Raw genomic sequence first — 16,219 nt, 5'->3', positions numbered from 1 at the left:
AGATCACTCTCCGGATGCGGCCGACATCAAGTCCGCAATGCTGGCGAGCATAACCCGGCCCCGCCCGGGCCTGCCTGCCGGCTATACGCCCAGGAAGACGAAAGGACGGCTGTCCTTGAACGAGGCGTTGGCCATGCCCGCATACACATGGCTTTGATCCGGGCCCAGGTCGAGCTTCTTGACCTTGCCCGTCTCGGCCGAGAAATCCACCTGCTTGAGATCGACCCAGAAGATATTCGGGCTGACCGCCGACTCGAAGAAATACAGCTTGCGCTTGTGGTCGACCACGGTGCGCCAGCGGGTCGACGAAATATTCGGCTGATCCGGCGTGGTGATGCCGTAGGGCACCGAGGCATTGCGGATCACGCTGAACACGCTGGCCAGCGCCATGTCCGGATTTTCGCTCTTGGGAATGGCGTTGATATAGAACATGGCGCGCGCGTAACGGTCGGCGGAGCGATTGGTGCCCGGCAGCACCACGGTGCCGCCCACCTCGCGCCAATAAGCCTCCTGCGCCAGTTGCTTCTCGAAGATCGGCGAGTTGGTCATGACCTGATACTCGCGCGAGTGGTGGATCACCTGTTTGCCGTCGATGTACTCGACGATGGCGCTGTCACCCGTGCTGTCGGACATCGACAGATGCAAGGTCGCCAGCCGGCTCTCGCCGGGCACCTTCTCGGTCACGATGGTAAAGGGCTCTTTTTCCAGCGCCGCCACGGCTTCGGCCACGGTGGCGTAGTTGTCCAGCACGTATTGCGCCCATGCGGACACCGCCAGCGGCGGCTTGTTGCCCGTGGGCTTGGGATAATCCGACTCCACCAGCCACAACACATTGGCCGACAGGCCCACCTCGTTGACACCGTCAGTGGTGGAGATGTCGTAGCCGCTGGCGATCACGCTGCCGTACTTGGACGTCCAGCGCAGCCCGCCCGGGCCGCCCGCGCCGTCGCGCGCCATGCCGCGCGGGAAAATCCAGAGATTGGTGCCCACATCGACCTTCCAGTCCATGGAGCGTGCGGTGATGATGTTGCCTTGCGGCCCGAGATAGACCACGCGTGTGCAGGCCTGGGCCACGAGTGGCGCGCATAGCAGCGCCGCCACGGCGAAGCGGCCGGCCCGGCCCAGGCGTTTACGGAGTGATCGAGGATCTTGCGATGTCATGCCAGCTTCCTTCCAAAGGGCGACGCCCGCCCCGCGCTGAAAATACTCCACCGCGAGCGCGACGCGCAAAACAAAAACATAGGTGTCAGTCTGCCGCCACATCGGGCAGCGCCTCTCTTGCCTCCGCGCCCCGATAGCAGGAGCGGCCCGCGCGCTTGGCCTCGTAGAGCGCCTGGTCGGCCCGGTCGAGCAAGCCATCCAGCGTCGCGCCATCCTGAGGAAAGAGCGCGATGCCCACGGAGGCCCCCAGGGGCACGCTCACGCCGGGGAAGGGGTACGACAGCACGGCGATCAGCAGGCTGGCCACCCGGGCCGCGGCGACCGCGTCCGCGCCGGGCAACAGCATGACGAACTCATCGCCGCCCAGACGGGCGACGACGTCGCTGCCGCGCACGGTTTCCGTCATGCGCCGGGCGGCCTGCTTGAGCACGCTGTCGCCGACCGCGTGCCCGTGCTGGTCGTTGACCGCCTTGAAGCCATCCAGATCGAGCATCAGCAATGCCATGGGGCGTTTTTCCCGCAGCGCGGTCCGCATCGTCAATTGCGCCAACTCGCGAAACAGCAGCCGGTTATTCAAGCCGGTCAGCGGATCGTGATAAGCCTGCTCACGGGCGCGGGTCAGCGTACGCGCGGCATGCACCAGCGCCGCGGCCAGCTCCTCGGTCTCGCGAAAGGCGGTCTCGGGCACCCAGACCGGCGCGCCACGCCCGAGGGCTTCGGCCGGCGTGATCAGGGCGCGCACCGAACGGGTGATGGCCCGCGCCAGCAGATAGGCCACGGCCAGCGCCGCGGCCAGCACCATCAGGCCGGACAGCATGGCCAGCGACATGGAGCGGTACAGCCCCGAGCGCAGCGTGGCCGATGCGGCGCCGACGGCCACCGTGCCGCCGGGGATGTGCGTGAACGCGGTGAGCACGTCCACGCCGTCGCGGGTCGTGGTGTGCAGCGTCCCTTCGGCGCGCCGGCTCACGGCCTGCACCAGGCTGGGCGTGCCCAGACCGCCCACGTGCGACTGCTCGTCACGCGAACGCGCCATGATGTGCCCTTCGTCGTCGAGGACGGCGATGATCCAGCCCGGCACCAGCGGGTAGCGGCGCAGGGCCTGGCTGAGCCGGTCGGAGCCGATGCGGGCATACAGCGCATGCCCGGCCGAGCTTCCCAGCCGGACCGGCAGCCCCATCAACATGCAGGCACGCCCGCTTTGCGCGCCGGCCAGCATGCCCGACACCGCGACCGTCTCCGGGCGCAGAACGGGCCCGAGCATGGGGTCGGGAATACGCGCGGGGCAGGCGGCGTCGCCTTCGCTGAGCAGCACGCGCCCTTGCCCGTCGGCCAGCATGAAGCCATCCACGCCCTGCAGACTCATGATCTGCAGCATGCGGTTGCTCAAACCCTTGAGATTGGCGCCGCGCAGCTCGTCGGAGGCGGCCAGCATGCGCAGGCCGGATTCGACCGTGTTGCGGTCATGCTCCAGGCCCGCGCCGACCGCGCGCGCGGTCTCGACCACGGATTGATACACCCGCTGCTCGCGCAAGGTGTAATCCTCGTAAGCCACCGCCGCGGCGATCAGGCAGGCGGGCAAGGCGCACACCGCGCCCAGCGCCAGCAAAGCTTGCTTGAGGGTCATGCGCCGCCGCGTCGTCCACAGCGAAAGAGAGCCTTCATCCATGAGCAATGCCTTCCAAGGGCCTGTGCCCACGACGGACACAAGGCCAAGTGTAGGCAGCGGGCGCCGCCAAAGTATCAATTCCCTACGATACTTACATTAATTTCTGCGCCGGCGGTTTATTTCTCACTGGGTGTCGATTTATTTCGGCGCCGGCGTCAATCCATCGGCAGGGCCTCGTCCAGCCCCTGGGTCAACGCCAGTGCCTGGCGCTCGAAGAGGCGCCGATAGATCCCGCCCTCACGGCGGATGAGCGCCTCGTGGCTGCCCGCTTCCACGACCCGGCCGTGATCCATCACCAGCAACCGGTCGAGCGCGCGTACCGTTGACAGGCGGTGCGCGACCACCAGGGTTGTGCGCCCTTGCATCAGGCGCGCCATGGCGGCCTGGATCAGCACCTCGCTCTCGCTGTCCAGACTGGAGGTCGCCTCGTCCAGGATGAGAATGGGCGCATCGGCCAGGAAGGCGCGCGCGATGGCCACCCGCTGGCGCTCGCCGCCCGACAACTTGACGCCGCGCTCGCCCACCAGGGTTTCGTAGCCCTTGGGCAGCGCCATGATGAAGTCGTGCGCGCTGGCCTGGCGCGCCGCCTCCTCCACTTCGGCACGCGAGGCATCCGGCCGCGCGTAGGCGATGTTCTCGGCCAGCGTGCGGTGAAACAGGATGGGCTCCTGTTGCACGATGGCGATCTGGCGCCGCAAAGAGGCCTGCCGCACCTGGGCGATATCCTGCCCGTCGATGGTGATGCGCCCGCCATCCAGATCATGCAGGCGCTGGATCAGTTTGATGAAAGTCGTCTTGCCCGAACCGGAGTGCCCTACCAGGCCGATACGCTCGCCGGGCGCGATGCGGATCGAAAAATCTTCGTACAGCGCCTTTTGCTGCGCGTCATAGCGGAAGGTCACATGCTCGAAGCAGATTTCGCCTTCGCGCACCTTGATGGCGCGCGCGCCAGGCCGGTCATCGACACCCAGCGGCTGGCTGTCCAGCATGACCAGTTCTTCCATGTCATTGACCGAGCGCTGCAAATTGCGCAGGTTCATCCCGACTTCGCGCAGATAGCCTTTGAGGACGAAGAACATCGTCATCGCGAAGGTGATATCGCCCACGCTGGCCTTCTCGTTGACCCAGAGGTAAAGCGACACGCCGAGCATGGCGGCCTGCATGGCCGTCATCATCACGCCTTGCAGACCGCCATTGAGGGTGGCGCGCAGCCAGGACCGGCGGGTGCGCGCGCGCCACTTGGCGAGCACGCCCTCGAAGCGCGTTTCTTCCCGCGACTCGGCCCCGAACGCCTTGACCACCGCATTGCAGCTGACCGCGTCGGCCAGCGCGCCGCCCATGCGGGTGTCCCAGGCATTGGACAGCCGGGCCGCGGGCGCCACATAGCGCAAAGCCATGACGACGGTCACGCCGATATACAGCAACGCGCCCAGGCCGACCACCAGCCCCATGAGCGGCCAGTTCACCCCGAGCAGCACGGTCGCGCCGACCAGCATGACCACGGACGGCAGCAGCGCCGTCAACAGCGTGTCGTTGAGCAGGTCCACCGCCCAGATGCCGCGCGTGATCTTGCGCACCGTGGAGCCGGCAAAGCTGTTGGCGTGCCAATCCGACGACAACCGCTGCACGCGATGAAAGGCGTCGGAGGCCATGCCATGCATCAGCGTCAACGTAAAAGGAATGATGTTGCGAAACGCGATCTGACGCAGCAGCGTGCCGCCCACGCCCAACGCCACCAGCATCCAGAAGGCGGTCAGCGCGGCATGCCAGACCGCCTGCTCGCCGGGCGAGCCGGCCACGAGCGCGTCGACCAGCCGGCCGGCATACAAAGGCGTCAGCACGTCGGCGCCCGCGGACAGCAAAGCCATCGCGGCCACGACGCTCAGGCGCCAGGGCTGCCGGATCCAGCGGCGCATGGTGAAAGCCAGCACATTGCGGAAGGTCTGGCCACGGCGTTCTTGAGGTGTTCTAGCCATATCGAATAGGCCGGCCCGCAGGCCAGCGCGCAGAGAAAACAAGGGAATCACGGCAGGCCGCGTTGGCGGCGGCGCCGGATGCGGGCGGGAGGAGCGCGGCGCAAAGCCCGGCATCCGCCAGGCGGCGGGGCCGCGGGCGCGGCGGCTCAGGCGGGTTGCGCAGACAGGCGCGGGCGGGCTTGCGGATGCATCGTCGAGCCTCGCTGAGCAGGGATAGGGGAACGCAGCCGCAGGGCTACGGCAAGCTGCCATTCTAGCGCGCACGCCGCTGCGGCCGCACGAGCCCCCCGGTCAGCCGAAGGGTTTTGGCCGCCCATATACATAGCATTATAATATTTAGCATTCTAACTAAATGACGGAGTTTGCCATGTCCGCCTCGCCTCCGCCGTCCATTGGCCGCCTGCTGGTCAATAGCGGCCGCCAATGGCGCAAACGCATCGATCAGGCGCTGGCCAATGAGGGCCTGTCGCAGGCGACCGCCTGGCCGCTGCTGGTGCTGCGCGTGCATGGCGTGCCGCTGCGCCAGGGCGTGCTGGCCGACGAAATCGGCATCGAGGGCGCCTCCCTGGTGCGCGTCATCGACGCGCTGGAAGCCGCCGGCCTGATCGAGCGGCTGGCCGACCCCGACGACCGGCGCGCACGCTGCGTCACCCTGACGGCCGGCGGCCAGGCCAAAGCGGCCGATATCGCCCGCATCGTCGACCGGGTGCGTGCCGAGGTGGTCCATGGCATCGATCCCGCCGAACTGCGCATCGCCGAACGCGTGCTGCGCGCCGTCCAGGCGCGCCTGGAAACCCTCAACACCGCCGGCCCCGAGGCATGATCGCGAAAGTCCTGACCTATCGCCCCAGCGTGAGCGATGCGATTTTCTCCGCCAAGAACTTCATCGCCGCCATGCTGGCGCTCTACGTGTCGCTCTGCCTGGACCTGCAGCGCCCGGCCTGGGCCATGGCCACGGCCTACATCATCGCCCACCCCCTGTCCGGCGCCCTGACCTCCAAGGCCATCTACCGCGTGATCGGCACCTGGCTGGGGGCGGCCGTGGCGGTGTTGCTGGTGCCCCGGCTGGTCAACGCGCCGGTCTTCATGTCGGGCACTCTGGCCCTGTGGGTGGGCCTGTGCATGTATGTCTCCATGCTGGACCGGCGGCCGCGCAGCTATGTCTTCATGCTGGCGGGCTACACCGCCGCCATCGTCGGCTTCTCCAGCGCGACCGAGCCGCTCAATGTCTTCGATACCGCGCTGGCGCGCTGCGAGGAGATCACGCTGGGGATCCTGTGCGCCACGCTGGTCAGCCATCTGGTGTTGCCGCGCCATGTGGGCGGCCTGATCGCGGCGCGCATCGAGGGCGGGCTGCGCGATTCGGCCACGCTGTTGATCGACAGCCTGCACGGCGCGGAAGGCCGCAAGCGGCTGCCGCAGGACATGCAGAAACTGGCCGCCGGCGTGGCCGAGCTGCGCACCTTCTTCGTCCATCTGGCCTACGAAAAACCGCAGTTACGCGGCGGCGAAGGCGCCTTGCGCGTCCTGCATGACCGCATGTCGCTGATGCTGCCCGTCATCGGCGCCATCTCCGACCGCGTGACCGCCCTGACCCGACTGGCCGGCGCCACCCGCCCGGCCGACATCGCGCACCTGGTCACCTTGCTGGAGCGCTGGTTGCGCCCGCCCGCCGACGGTGACGCCGCGGCCGACCTGCAGGCCCTGCGCGCGGCCATCTCGCGCCTGCGGGCCCGAGCGACGCTGACCGCGGGCCCGCAAGGCGCGCACGCCTGGGAGGCGATTCTGCGCGCCAGCCTGGCCATGCGCCTGGAGCGCCTCATCGAACTGCGCCAGGACGCCCAGGATCTGTGGCGCCACATCCAGCGCGGCGATGCCCCGCGCCGCCGCGTGGCGCGCCATCTGCCCACGACGGAATTGCGCGATCATGGCGTGGCATTGCGCTGCGGCGCGGCCGCCGCCCTGTCCATCGCCTTTTGCGCCCTGCTCTGGATCGGCATGGGCTGGCCGTCGGGCATCATCGCCGTGCAGATGGCCTCGGTCGGCTCCTGTATTCTGGCCTTCATGGACGACCCCGTCCCGGCGCTCAAGGCTTTCGTGCAATGCACCTTGCTGTCGGCGCTGGTGGTGGCGTTGTATCTGTTCGGCGTGCTGCCCATGATTCATCATTTCGCGCCGCTGGTGATGGTGCTGGCCGTGGTCCTGCTGCCGCTGGGCATGATGCAGGCATCGATGGTGCATTTCGGCATCGCCTTGCCCATGATCGCCAACATCATCCTGCTGCTGAATCTGCACAACGTGCAGACCGAGTCCTTCGATGCCTATCTGAACGGCGCCATCGCTTCGGTGATCGGGTTTGCCGTGCCCACCGTGATCATCGGCTTCGTGCGGGCGATGAATCCCGACACCAGCGTGCGCCGCCTGATCGCCGGCGGCTGGGCCGAACTGAGCGAGGTGGCGCGCGGCCGCCTGCGCCTGACGCGTGACCTGCTGGCGCGCCGCCTGCACGACCGCATCGCCCTGCTCGCCCCGCGCGCCAGCGCCACCGCGCCGGCGGTGCGGGCCCGGGCCTTGCGCACCAGCTTCGAGTTCGGCGCGGCCGTCAATCTGGTGGAGCTGCTGCGCCAGCGCGATGAACTGCCGCTGGCCACACGCGCGGCCATGGACGATCTGCTGGCCGCCCTGGCCCGGCTGTTCGACGCTCGGCGCAAGCGCCGCGAGGGCCCGGACGCCCAGGCGCTACACTGTCTGGACGCCGCCCTGACACAGGTGCGGCACGATCCGCCCGCCAGCGGCCAGGCCGAGATGCTCGCCGCGCTGGCCGGCCTGCGGCTGGCCTTCTTTGACGCGGCGCCCCCATACCGGGGCTAAGGCCGGTATGCTAGGTCATTACCCTTCCCGTCTGGAGAACCCTCATGTCCATCCTCAAGCATGCTCCCCTGGCCCTGGCCCTGTGTCTGGCCAGCCTGACGGCCCAGGCACAGACCCAGGCCCAGGAAGTCCCGCGCGGCTGCGCGGCCAAAAAGCAGGCCATCGAGCGCGAAATGGCCTATGCCCGCGAAGCCGGCAATACCAACCGCCTGCGCGGCCTGGAGCGCGCGCTGGCCTCGGCGCAGGATTGCAACGACGCCAGCCTGCAACGCGAGCGCGAAGACAAGGTCCGGGAGGCCGAGGCCAAAGTCCAGGAACGCGAGGCCAAACTGGCCAAAGAGAAAACCGAGGGCAAGGTCAAGGACATTGCCCGCGCCCAGCGCAAGCTGGACGAAGCCCGCCACGATCTGGACAAGGCGCGCGCCGAAGTCCACCGCTAAGGCGGCTCAGGCCGGCAGCGCCGTCAGGGGCTGCCCGCCGGGCAAGGCCAGCCCGCCTGCCGGCTGCGGTGTGGCGGCCAGCGTAAAAGCGCGCACCGAGCGCACCAGCTCGCCCGCCTGATCCTGCAGCGCGCCCGACGCCGCGGCCGCTTGCTCGACCAGCGCCGCGTTTTGCTGCGTGCCCATATCCATCTGCGCCACCGCCTGGTTGATCTGCTCGATCCCCGCGGACTGCTCGGCCGACGCGGCCTGGATGTCGCCCATGATGTCGGCCACCCGCGTGACCGCCGCGACGATTTCCTGCATGGTCGCGCCGGCGCTGTCGACCTGACGCGCGCCGTCGGCCACCTTGCCCGACGAATCCTCGATCAGGGCCTTGATCTCCTTGGCCGCGCTGGCGCTGCGCTGCGCCAGCGTCCTGACTTCGGCGGCCACCACGGCAAAGCCCTTGCCCTGCTCGCCGGCACGCGCGGCTTCGACCGCCGCATTCAGCGCCAGAATATTGGTCTGAAAGGCGATGCCGTCGATCACGCCCACGATTTCCGCGATCCGGCGCGAGCTGGCCGAAATGGCCTGCATCGTGTCGACCACATCGGCCACGGCCCGCCCGCCGCGCAACGCCACTTGCGAGGCGCCGGCCGCCAGCGCATTGGCCTGCTGCGCATGGTCGGCGTTCTGCCGCACGGTGCTGGCCAGCTCCTCCATGGACGCGGCGCTTTCTTCCAGCGCGGCCGCCTGTTCTTCGGTGCGCGCCGACAGGTCGCCATTGCCGGCGGCGATCTGCCCTGAGGCCGCCGAGATGCTTTCCGCCCCGGCCCGGATCCCCGCCACCGTCCGCGCCAGTTGGCCGTTCATGTCGCGCAACGCGAGCAACAACCGGCCGGTTTCGTCCTTGCCGGGCACGTCGATGCGCTGGGTCAGGTCGCCCGTGGCGACGGTCTCGGCGATGCGCACGGCATGGGCGATGGGCCGCACGATGCTGCGCGTGACCCGCCACCCCAGCAGGCCGCCCAGGCCCAGCACCGCCGCCCCCAGGCCGAGCAGCAGATTGCGCATCAGGCCCGCCACCTGATCCACCTGTTCGCCGGCCTGCGCCGCCTCCTGGCGCGCCAGCGCGCCGTAGCGCCCCACCGCGGCGATATAGGCCTGCATGGTGGGCCGCAATTGCCCGCTCACCAGCGCGCCGAACCCGGCATCGCCTGCCGCCGCGCCGCGCTGCTTGCGTTGCGCGGCCTCGGCCCGCACCTGCCGGTACTGCGCCATCGACGCGGCGATGGCGCCCAGAATCGGCTCGTATTGGGCCCCGGCCTCGGCCTGCAACTCCGCCTTGATCGCATCGCTGCGGCGGGTCTGCTCGGCGAACTTGGCGTTCAGGCGATCCTGTTCCTGGGCGTCGGCTGTCTGCAGAAAAGCCGCCACCGCCTCCGTGTGCGCATCCAGCAGCCCCTGCCACTCCGTGGCCAGCGCCGCCCGCTGCATGGCCAAATGCAGGCGGTCGCCCGCCCGGTCCATCTGCCCCACCCCCCACAGGCTCGCCGCCATCATGGCGCCCATGAGCACCAGCAATATCCAGATCGTCGCCCCCAGACGCACGCCTATCCCGCAATCACGCAACTTCATGCCTCGCCTTTTTATGTGAACAATTGCTACAACTTATATATATGTACATCAGTCCGAGCAAGTCTGCCGGCCCGTCCGACAGGCCCGCGCTTGATCGGCATCAAGCCGGGCCGGTTTAGGCCGCGCGCCGCAGGGCCTGCGCCCCGTCCATCCCGCCCGGCGCCCCGGGCAAAGCGCGGGCCGGTCGGCCCTGCATCGCGGCCCGGCCCGCTGGCGCGTGTAAACTCCTGGCTTTTTGGTTCTGCTGCATGGTGCAATCGCCCCGGCGCCCCGGCGTTGGCGGACCGGCTTTCATCCGTCTGCTGACCCGATTGACCGACGCCGATGTTCCCGACTCTGGACAACTCCTCTCGGACCGTCTCAGCCAATGGCTGGGCTGGACGGACGGGCTTGCGCTGGCCGCGGCGTTACGCAGCAAGCCCTTGCCCGGCGAGGCCCGCCTGGACCGGGTTCAGGAGCGTGATCTAGTCCTGTTGCGCACCGGTTTGTCCAACGCGATCGCCCGCGACATCAAGCAGCGCGGCCCCTCGCCCTTTCAGGCCAAGGACGCGCCTGCCGAAGACGATTACAGAACGTACCGGCAACTCTATCTGGCGCTGCAGCAGACCATGGAGACGCGCATCGGCAATCTGCGCACCCGTCTGCGCGCCACCCTGGCCACCACCACGCCGGCGCTGACCCAGCTGGCCGTGATGGATGCCATCATGGAACGCGGCCTCTTGCCGCGTGAACGCAGCCTGCTGGCCACCGTGCCCGGCCTGCTGGAGAAGCATTTCAATCGCCTGCGCGAGGCCGAGGCCGCCGCGCTGGCCGAACAGCCAGACGCCCGCCCGGGCAGCTGGCTGGACCGTTTCCGCAAGGACATGCAGAGCGTATTGCTCGCCGAACTCGATGTTCGACTACAACCGGTCGAAGGGCTGTTAGCCGCCCTTCGCGCCCGCTAATCAGGCCCTCATGACCCGCATCCTCCATCTCATCGTCTTTCTCGTCGGCCTGGCCGCCATCGGCTGGATCGGCGCCGGCTATCTCGGCAGCAATCCCCTGGCCCTGTCCGTCACCGCGCTGATCGGGGTGTGCTATCTGGCCGGCGCGCTGGAGCTGATGCAGTATCAGCAGGCCACCCGCCGGCTCACGCAGGCGCTGGAACAACTGACCGAAGCGCCCGCCCAACTGGGCGGCTGGCTCGAGCGCCTGCCGGCCGGCCTGCGCAATGCGGTGCGGCTGCGCATCGAGGGCGAACGCGCCGGCCTGCCCGCCCCGGCCCTGACCCCTTACCTGGTCGGCCTGCTGGTTCTGCTGGGCATGCTGGGCACCTTCCTGGGCATGGTCGCCACCCTGCGCGGCACCGGGCTGGCGCTCGAAAGCGCCACCGACCTGAGTGCCATGCGCGCCTCGCTGGCCGCGCCAGTCAAGGGACTGGGCTTTGCCTTCGGCACCTCGGTCGCCGGTGTCGCCGCCTCGGCCATGCTGGGCCTGCTCTCGGCCCTGTGCCGGCGTGCCCGCCTGCAGGCAGGCGAATCGCTCGACACCAAGGCCGCCACCACCCTGCGCGGCTACTCGCTGGCCCATCAGCGCGAAGAGAGTTTCCGGCTGCTGCGCAGCCAGGCCGACGCGCTGCCCCTGCTGGCCGACCGCCTGGCCGCCCTGATGGCCTCGATGGAAAGCCAGAGCCAGGCGCTGAACCAGCGCCTGCTGGACGGCCAGCAGGCCTTTCACGGCAAGACCGAAACGGTCTATACGCGCCTGGCCCACTCGGTCGAAACCGCGCTCACGCACAGCGTGGCCGAAAGCGCCCAGGCCGCCGGTGCGGCCATTCAGCCGGCGGTGCAGACCACCATGCAGACGCTGGCCCGCGAAACCAGCGCCTGGCGCGACACCGTCACCCAGGCGCTGCAGCAGCAAATGGATGGGCTGTCGGCGCGTCTGGAGCAAACCAGCGCGGCCCTGGCCGGCAACTGGAGCCAGGCGCTGAGCGAACAACAGCGCGCCAACCAGGCGCTCAACCAGGATCTGCGCGCCACGCTGGAGCAATTCGGCGCAAGTTTCGACGGCCGGGCCTCGTCCTTGCTGGCCGACGTCTCGACGCGCCTGGACGCCACGGCCGCCACGCTGGCGGCCAGCACCGAAGACACGGCCAGCGGCTGGTCGGCCGCGCTGGATGGCCAGCGCCACGCCAATCAGGCCCTGAATCAGCATCTGCACGGCGCGCTGGAGCAATTCACCGCGAACTTCGATCAGCGCGCGACCGCCCTGGTGGAGTCGGTCGCCGACCGCTTGACGCAGACCACCGCGGCGCTGGCCGCCGGCGCGCAGCACACCGCCCAGGCCTGGACGCAGGCGCTGGAGCAGCAGCAACAGGGACAGGCCACCCAGGCCGAACGGCTCGATGCCGCCCTGGCCCGTTTCGCGGCTACGTTCGAGAGCCGCTCGAGCCAGTTGCTCGACGACGTGGCGGCCCGGCTGGCCAGCACCACGGACAGTGTCGCCCTGACCACGGCCGGCGTGGCCGATATCTGGAAGGCGGCCCTGGCCGAACAACAGGTGGCGCAGACCACGCTCACGCAGGACCTGCGCGCCGCGCTGACGCAGTTCAGCACGGGCTTTGACAGCCGCGCCGAAGGGCTGCTCGAGCGCGTGGGCGCGCGCCTGGATGGCACGGCCGGCGCCATCGCCGGCCAGGTGCAGACCGCGCTGGGCGCCTGGCAAGGCGCGCTGAGCGAACAGCAACGCGGCCAGCAGGAGGCCGCCCAGCAACTGCGCGCCGCGCTGGAGCACTTCGCGGCCACCTTCGAAACCCGCTCGGGCACGCTGATCGACGGCATCGCCCGCCGCCTGGAAGGCGCGGCCCAGACCGTCTCGCAGGACACGGCGGCCACCCTGCAGCACTGGCAGGCCGCCCTGGCCGGGCAGGCGCAAGACCAGGCCCGCCTGACCGAGGGGCTGCGCGCCACGCTGCAGGACTTCTCCACCGCCTTCGACCAGCGCGCCAGCGGTCTGGTCGACAACGTGGCCAGCCGCCTGGATCACACCAACGAGCAACTGGCGCAGGCCTGGCACGAAGCCCTGGGCCGGCACGACGCAGCCAGCGCCACCCTGGCCGACGCCCATCGCGCCGCCCTGGATGCCGCCGCCGAGCGTTTCGAGTCGCACGCCGCCGCGCTGCTGGTCACGGTCGACCAGGCGCATGGCCGCCTGCACGGCGAGCTGGCCACCCGCGACGAGGCGCGCCTGGCCGCCTGGACCGAATCGCTGGCCGGCGTGGCCGCCGCGCTGCGCGCCGACTGGGAGAGCACGGGCAATCGCACGCTGGCCCGCCAGCAGGAAATCTGCGATGACTTCTCGGCAGCCGTGGGCGGCATCACCCGCCAGGCCGAGGCGCAATCGCAACGCATGATCGCCGACATGGAGCAGTTGCTCGAAGCGGCGTCGCAGGCGCCCAAGGCGGCCGCCGCCATGGTGGCCGAACTGCGCGAAAAACTCTCCGACAGCATGGTGCGCGACAACGCCATGCTGCAGGAACGCGGCCACCTGCTCGACACCGTGGACACCCTGCTGCAGGCCATCAATCACGCCAGCCACGAGCAGCGCGGCGCGGTCGATGCCCTGGTGGCCTCCTCGGCCGAACTGCTCGGGCGCGTGGGCCAACGCTTTACCGAACACCTCGAAGGGGAAACCGGCAAACTGGGCGAAGTCGCCAGCCAGGTCACCAGCAGCGCGGCCGAGGTCGGCAGCCTGGGCGCGGCCCTGGAAGCCGCGGTGCAAGGCTTCGACCAGGCCAATGGCAAGCTGATCGGCCAGCTCGAGCGCATCGAAGCGGCGCTGGCCAAATCGCTCACGCGCAGCGATGAGCAACTGGCCTATTACGTGGCGCAGGCCCGCGAAGTCGTGGATCTGTCGCTGCTGTCGCAGAAACAGATCATGCAGCAATTGCAGCAGCTCAACCGTGACGGGGCCGCGACCCCATGAAAGACGAGCTCGATGCCGGCCTGGACGCCCCGGCGCCTGCCTGGGCGGTCTTTGGCGATCTGATGTCGGTGCTCCTGGGCGCCTTCGTGCTCATTCTGGTGGGCATCATCGGCGTGCAGTTGCAACTGACCGCCAAACTGGATGAAGAGGTCAAGGAAAGGCAGGCCGAAACCCAGCGCCGCGAAACCCTGGAGCAGGCGCTGGCCGGTCCGCTGGCGGCCGGCCGCGTGACGCTGGTCGATGGCCGCATCGGCATCAGCGGCAGCGTGCTGTTCGCCCTGAACTCCGATCAGCTCCAGCCCGAAGGCCGCGAAGTGCTCAAAAGCCTGGCCGGGCCCTTGCAGACGTATTTGCGCGGCCGCGATGAAATCCTGATGGTCAGCGGGTTCACCGACGACCAGCGCGTGAGTGAATTCAACCGGCGCTTCGCCGATAACTGGGACCTCTCGGCGCAACGCGCGCTGACGGTCACGCGTGCGCTGATCGAGGCAGGGTTTCCTGCCAGCACCGTGTTCGCCGCGGCCTTCGGATCGCAGCAACCCGTGGCCTCCAACGCCGACCCCGAAGGCCAGGCCAAGAATCGCCGCGTGGAGATCGCCCCCGTCCCGCGCCAGGCCGGCACGGGCAAACCGGAAGCGCCCCACGGTGAGTGACGCGGACCGCCTGCAGGCCTGGCGCGATAGCGGCGCCCATCTGGCCGATCCGCTACGGTTCGCCCGGATGGATGCCCTGGCGCGGCGCGCCAGCCAATTGTCGGGCCGGGCGCGCGAGCGGGTCGAGCAGCGCCTGCGCCAGTGCATCGACGACTACGCCGCCCGGATGGCCGCCCCGCCGCCGCCCGCGCCCGCGGCGCCCGCCCCCTCGCCGCTGACGCAACTCCTGGCCCACCTGGCGCAAGACGGCGCGGCGGACAGCGAACCCGGCGGTTTGCGCCAGGCCTATCCCGAGCTGCCCCTGCTGGATGAGTTCCGCGACATCTGGACGCGCTTGAGCGCCGACCAGCAATTGCAGCAGTCGCTGGAGCAATTGCCGGAAAACGCCGGCCCGCTGAATTCCGACCACCTGGTGCATCGCGCGCTATCCCATCTGCGCACGCTCTCGCCCGAATACCTGCATCAGTTCATGGCCTATGTGGAGACCTTGTCCTGCCTGGAGCGCATGCACGCGGCCGCGCCCCCGGCGCCCAAGGCTAGTCCGGGCAAGCCGGCAAAGCGGCGTCCGGCCCGAGCTTCATCCACTCCCTGACGCCCAGTTCGCGGCTGGGCGCCACGCTGAGCACCTCGCCCTCGCGGGCCTGCGCCACCGACTCACCCCCCTGCACATCCGCATGCCCGGCATAGGCCGCGTGCGCGCCCGCGGCGAGGGTGAACAGCCAGGGACGCCGCCCTTGCCAGCCGCGCGCCAGGGTCTGCACCTGGGTACCCACCGGATACTGCAACGGGCCCAGCGCAAACGGACAGATCAGCGTGCCCGCCGACACGGCAAACAACGCGCCGGTCTCATCCAGGCGCAGATTGGCCTCGGCCAGCCACATACCCGCCAGACGCAGGCTCTGGCCCGCCTGGAGCCGGATCACCCAGCGGTCGGGATCCACGTGGCCGTCGATATAGACCGTGCCCTTGCTGGCGCGCAGCCGCGCCCCGGGCACGGCCAGGGCATGGCTGTCGCCGGCGGCCAGCGTGCATTGTTCGAACACCGGCACCCCGTCGTGGAATTCAAACTCGATGGCCTCGCCCGCATCGCAAGACCAGCCCTGCACCCGTTGCGCCCCCTCGCCGAAGACCGACATCGACAACACGTCGCTGCCGATCTCCTGATAGCTGTGCGCGTCGTAGCGGGCCGACACGCGCCGGGCCAGGCGCCGCGCGGCCAGGCCCTGCACCAGGACGGGCTGGTCGAACTCCGCCTCGATGAAGGTCTCGGGCTGCCCGGGGCGCATCAGTTGCAGCCGGGTGCCGGCCGGCATGGCGATGCCCGCCACCGTCCGCGGCGCATCGAGCACCAGCCGCCGCGCCGCCTCCTGGCGCGCCGCGCCCTGCTGATAGCGCCAGACCGACAGCGCGAAGTCCGCGCCATACGCCACCAGGGCCAGCAAGGGCAGCGCCAGGGCCAGGGCGCGCCAGGGATGGCGGCGCAGCGCCCCGCGCCAGCCCGCGCTCAGCGCCAGGCCCAGGCCCCAGACCGCCAGGCAGACCAGGGCCAACAATGACAACAAAGGCAGGAGATAGAACCAGATAGCGGGAATAGCAACAGGAATCATGGCTCAATGATACCCAGACCCCGGCCGCCTTCCGACCTCTTTATGGGTTGGCGCGGCGGTCACGCAATACCCTGCTACACTCGGCCCATCCTTTTGGGGAGTAGCCTCCTTTCCATCCTGGAAAGGGCGCGCGTCAACACTCTTGGCCCGACACGGCCATGGCGCGCGCAGCCTGCCGGCCTGGCGAGACCATGGACCTTTCCTGCTGCGCCGGGCGGCGGGTCGAGGTCTATGCGTACTTGCCCGGCAGGAGTCA

At 69.2% G+C, this 16,219-nt stretch carries 12 protein-coding genes and 1 riboswitch; of the genes, 7 read left to right on the top strand and 5 right to left on the bottom strand.

Translation table 11 applies throughout. The annotated features are described in order from the left end of the window. Positions 1-81 precede the first annotated feature (81 nt). From CAL22_RS05035 to CAL22_RS05025, 3 genes are all read right to left on the bottom strand, one after another. Positions 82-1,161: a linear amide C-N hydrolase gene (locus CAL22_RS05035; RefSeq protein ID WP_094811142.1), complete on the bottom strand. Its 1,080-nt coding sequence runs from the start codon at positions 1,159-1,161 to the stop codon at positions 82-84. An 85-nt stretch (positions 1,162-1,246) separates the two neighbouring features. Further along, positions 1,247-2,830 carry a sensor domain-containing diguanylate cyclase gene (locus CAL22_RS05030; protein ID WP_094810863.1) on the bottom strand — a complete coding sequence of 528 codons (1,584 nt, stop codon included), beginning with the start codon at positions 2,828-2,830 and terminating at the stop codon, positions 1,247-1,249. Between the two features lie 155 nt (positions 2,831-2,985). Continuing rightward, positions 2,986-4,806, bottom strand: coding sequence for an ABC transporter ATP-binding protein (locus CAL22_RS05025; RefSeq protein ID WP_208621869.1), 1,821 nt, complete (start codon positions 4,804-4,806; stop codon positions 2,986-2,988). Positions 4,807-5,173: 367 nt separating this feature from the next. Between CAL22_RS05025 and CAL22_RS05020 the strand changes: the two genes are divergently transcribed. Genes CAL22_RS05020 through CAL22_RS05010 form a run of 3 tightly spaced genes read left to right on the top strand, consistent with a single transcriptional unit; the run spans position 5,174 to position 8,117 of the window. Then, positions 5,174-5,629, top strand: a complete 456-nt coding sequence (locus CAL22_RS05020) for a MarR family winged helix-turn-helix transcriptional regulator (RefSeq protein ID WP_094811138.1) — start codon at positions 5,174-5,176, stop codon at positions 5,627-5,629. After that, a complete protein-coding gene (locus CAL22_RS05015) occupies positions 5,626-7,677 on the top strand; it encodes an FUSC family protein (RefSeq protein ID WP_094810861.1) in 2,052 nt (683 codons plus the stop codon). The genes CAL22_RS05020 and CAL22_RS05015 overlap by 4 nt, the downstream gene beginning before the upstream one ends. A 44-nt stretch (positions 7,678-7,721) precedes the next feature. Continuing rightward, positions 7,722-8,117 carry a DUF1090 domain-containing protein gene (locus tag CAL22_RS05010; RefSeq protein WP_094810860.1) on the top strand — a complete coding sequence of 132 codons (396 nt, stop codon included), beginning with the start codon at positions 7,722-7,724 and terminating at the stop codon, positions 8,115-8,117. Positions 8,118-8,123: 6 nt separating this feature from the next. On the opposite strand, the gene CAL22_RS21410 is transcribed toward CAL22_RS05010, so the two are convergent. Beyond that, positions 8,124-9,737 (bottom strand): methyl-accepting chemotaxis protein, encoded by a 1,614-nt coding sequence (locus tag CAL22_RS21410; protein WP_094810859.1) that lies wholly within the window; start codon positions 9,735-9,737, stop codon positions 8,124-8,126. 248 nt (positions 9,738-9,985) lie between these two features. Between CAL22_RS21410 and CAL22_RS05000 the strand changes: the two genes are divergently transcribed. From CAL22_RS05000 to CAL22_RS04985, 4 genes are read left to right on the top strand one after another with little or no spacing between them, the layout of a single operon-like run. Further along, entirely contained in the window at positions 9,986-10,681 is a 696-nt protein-coding gene (locus CAL22_RS05000) for a DUF3348 domain-containing protein (protein ID WP_094810858.1), read from the top strand. Between the two features lie 10 nt (positions 10,682-10,691). Then, positions 10,692-13,703 carry a DUF802 domain-containing protein gene (locus tag CAL22_RS04995; protein ID WP_094810857.1) on the top strand — a complete coding sequence of 1,004 codons (3,012 nt, stop codon included), beginning with the start codon at positions 10,692-10,694 and terminating at the stop codon, positions 13,701-13,703. Next, entirely contained in the window at positions 13,700-14,356 is a 657-nt protein-coding gene (locus tag CAL22_RS04990) for an OmpA family protein (RefSeq protein WP_094810856.1), read from the top strand. The genes CAL22_RS04995 and CAL22_RS04990 overlap by 4 nt, the downstream gene beginning before the upstream one ends. Further along, the gene (locus tag CAL22_RS04985) at positions 14,349-14,948 is read left to right on the top strand and encodes a DUF2894 domain-containing protein (RefSeq protein WP_094810855.1); all 600 of its coding nucleotides are present in this window, start codon (positions 14,349-14,351) and stop codon (positions 14,946-14,948) included. Before CAL22_RS04990 ends, CAL22_RS04985 begins: the two co-directional genes overlap by 8 nt. Here CAL22_RS04985 and CAL22_RS04980 read toward each other — a convergent pair. Further along, the gene (locus CAL22_RS04980) at positions 14,893-15,963 is read right to left on the bottom strand and encodes a hypothetical protein (RefSeq protein WP_094810854.1); all 1,071 of its coding nucleotides are present in this window, start codon (positions 15,961-15,963) and stop codon (positions 14,893-14,895) included. The genes CAL22_RS04985 and CAL22_RS04980 overlap by 56 nt on opposite strands. A gap of 89 nt (positions 15,964-16,052) precedes the next feature. Beyond that, positions 16,053-16,218, top strand: a riboswitch (yybP-ykoY riboswitch). Position 16,219 lies beyond the last annotated feature (1 nt).

It is taken from the genome of Bordetella genomosp. 12 (genome assembly GCF_002261355.1).
Taxonomy (GTDB): Bacteria; Pseudomonadota; Gammaproteobacteria; order Burkholderiales; family Burkholderiaceae_B; genus Bordetella.
The sequence above is the reverse complement of the archived record's forward strand: the minus strand, read 5'-3'. Positions and strand labels throughout refer to the sequence as shown.

Bases quoted from the DNA above. Each gene is read 5' to 3' on its own strand.
- CAL22_RS05035 (WP_094811142.1), bottom strand. From the start codon at position 1,161: ATGACATCGCAAGATCCTCGATCACTCCGTAAACGCCTGGGCCGGGCC.
- CAL22_RS05030 (WP_094810863.1), bottom strand. From the start codon at position 2,830: ATGGATGAAGGCTCTCTTTCGCTGTGGACGACGCGGCGGCGCATGACC.
- CAL22_RS05025 (WP_208621869.1), bottom strand. From the start codon at position 4,806: ATGGCTAGAACACCTCAAGAACGCCGTGGCCAGACCTTCCGCAATGTG.
- CAL22_RS05020 (WP_094811138.1), top strand. From the start codon at position 5,174: ATGTCCGCCTCGCCTCCGCCGTCCATTGGCCGCCTGCTGGTCAATAGC.
- CAL22_RS05015 (WP_094810861.1), top strand. From the start codon at position 5,626: ATGATCGCGAAAGTCCTGACCTATCGCCCCAGCGTGAGCGATGCGATT.
- CAL22_RS05010 (WP_094810860.1), top strand. From the start codon at position 7,722: ATGTCCATCCTCAAGCATGCTCCCCTGGCCCTGGCCCTGTGTCTGGCC.
- CAL22_RS21410 (WP_094810859.1), bottom strand. From the start codon at position 9,737: ATGAAGTTGCGTGATTGCGGGATAGGCGTGCGTCTGGGGGCGACGATC.
- CAL22_RS05000 (WP_094810858.1), top strand. From the start codon at position 9,986: ATGGTGCAATCGCCCCGGCGCCCCGGCGTTGGCGGACCGGCTTTCATC.
- CAL22_RS04995 (WP_094810857.1), top strand. From the start codon at position 10,692: ATGACCCGCATCCTCCATCTCATCGTCTTTCTCGTCGGCCTGGCCGCC.
- CAL22_RS04990 (WP_094810856.1), top strand. From the start codon at position 13,700: ATGAAAGACGAGCTCGATGCCGGCCTGGACGCCCCGGCGCCTGCCTGG.
- CAL22_RS04980 (WP_094810854.1), bottom strand. From the start codon at position 15,963: ATGATTCCTGTTGCTATTCCCGCTATCTGGTTCTATCTCCTGCCTTTG.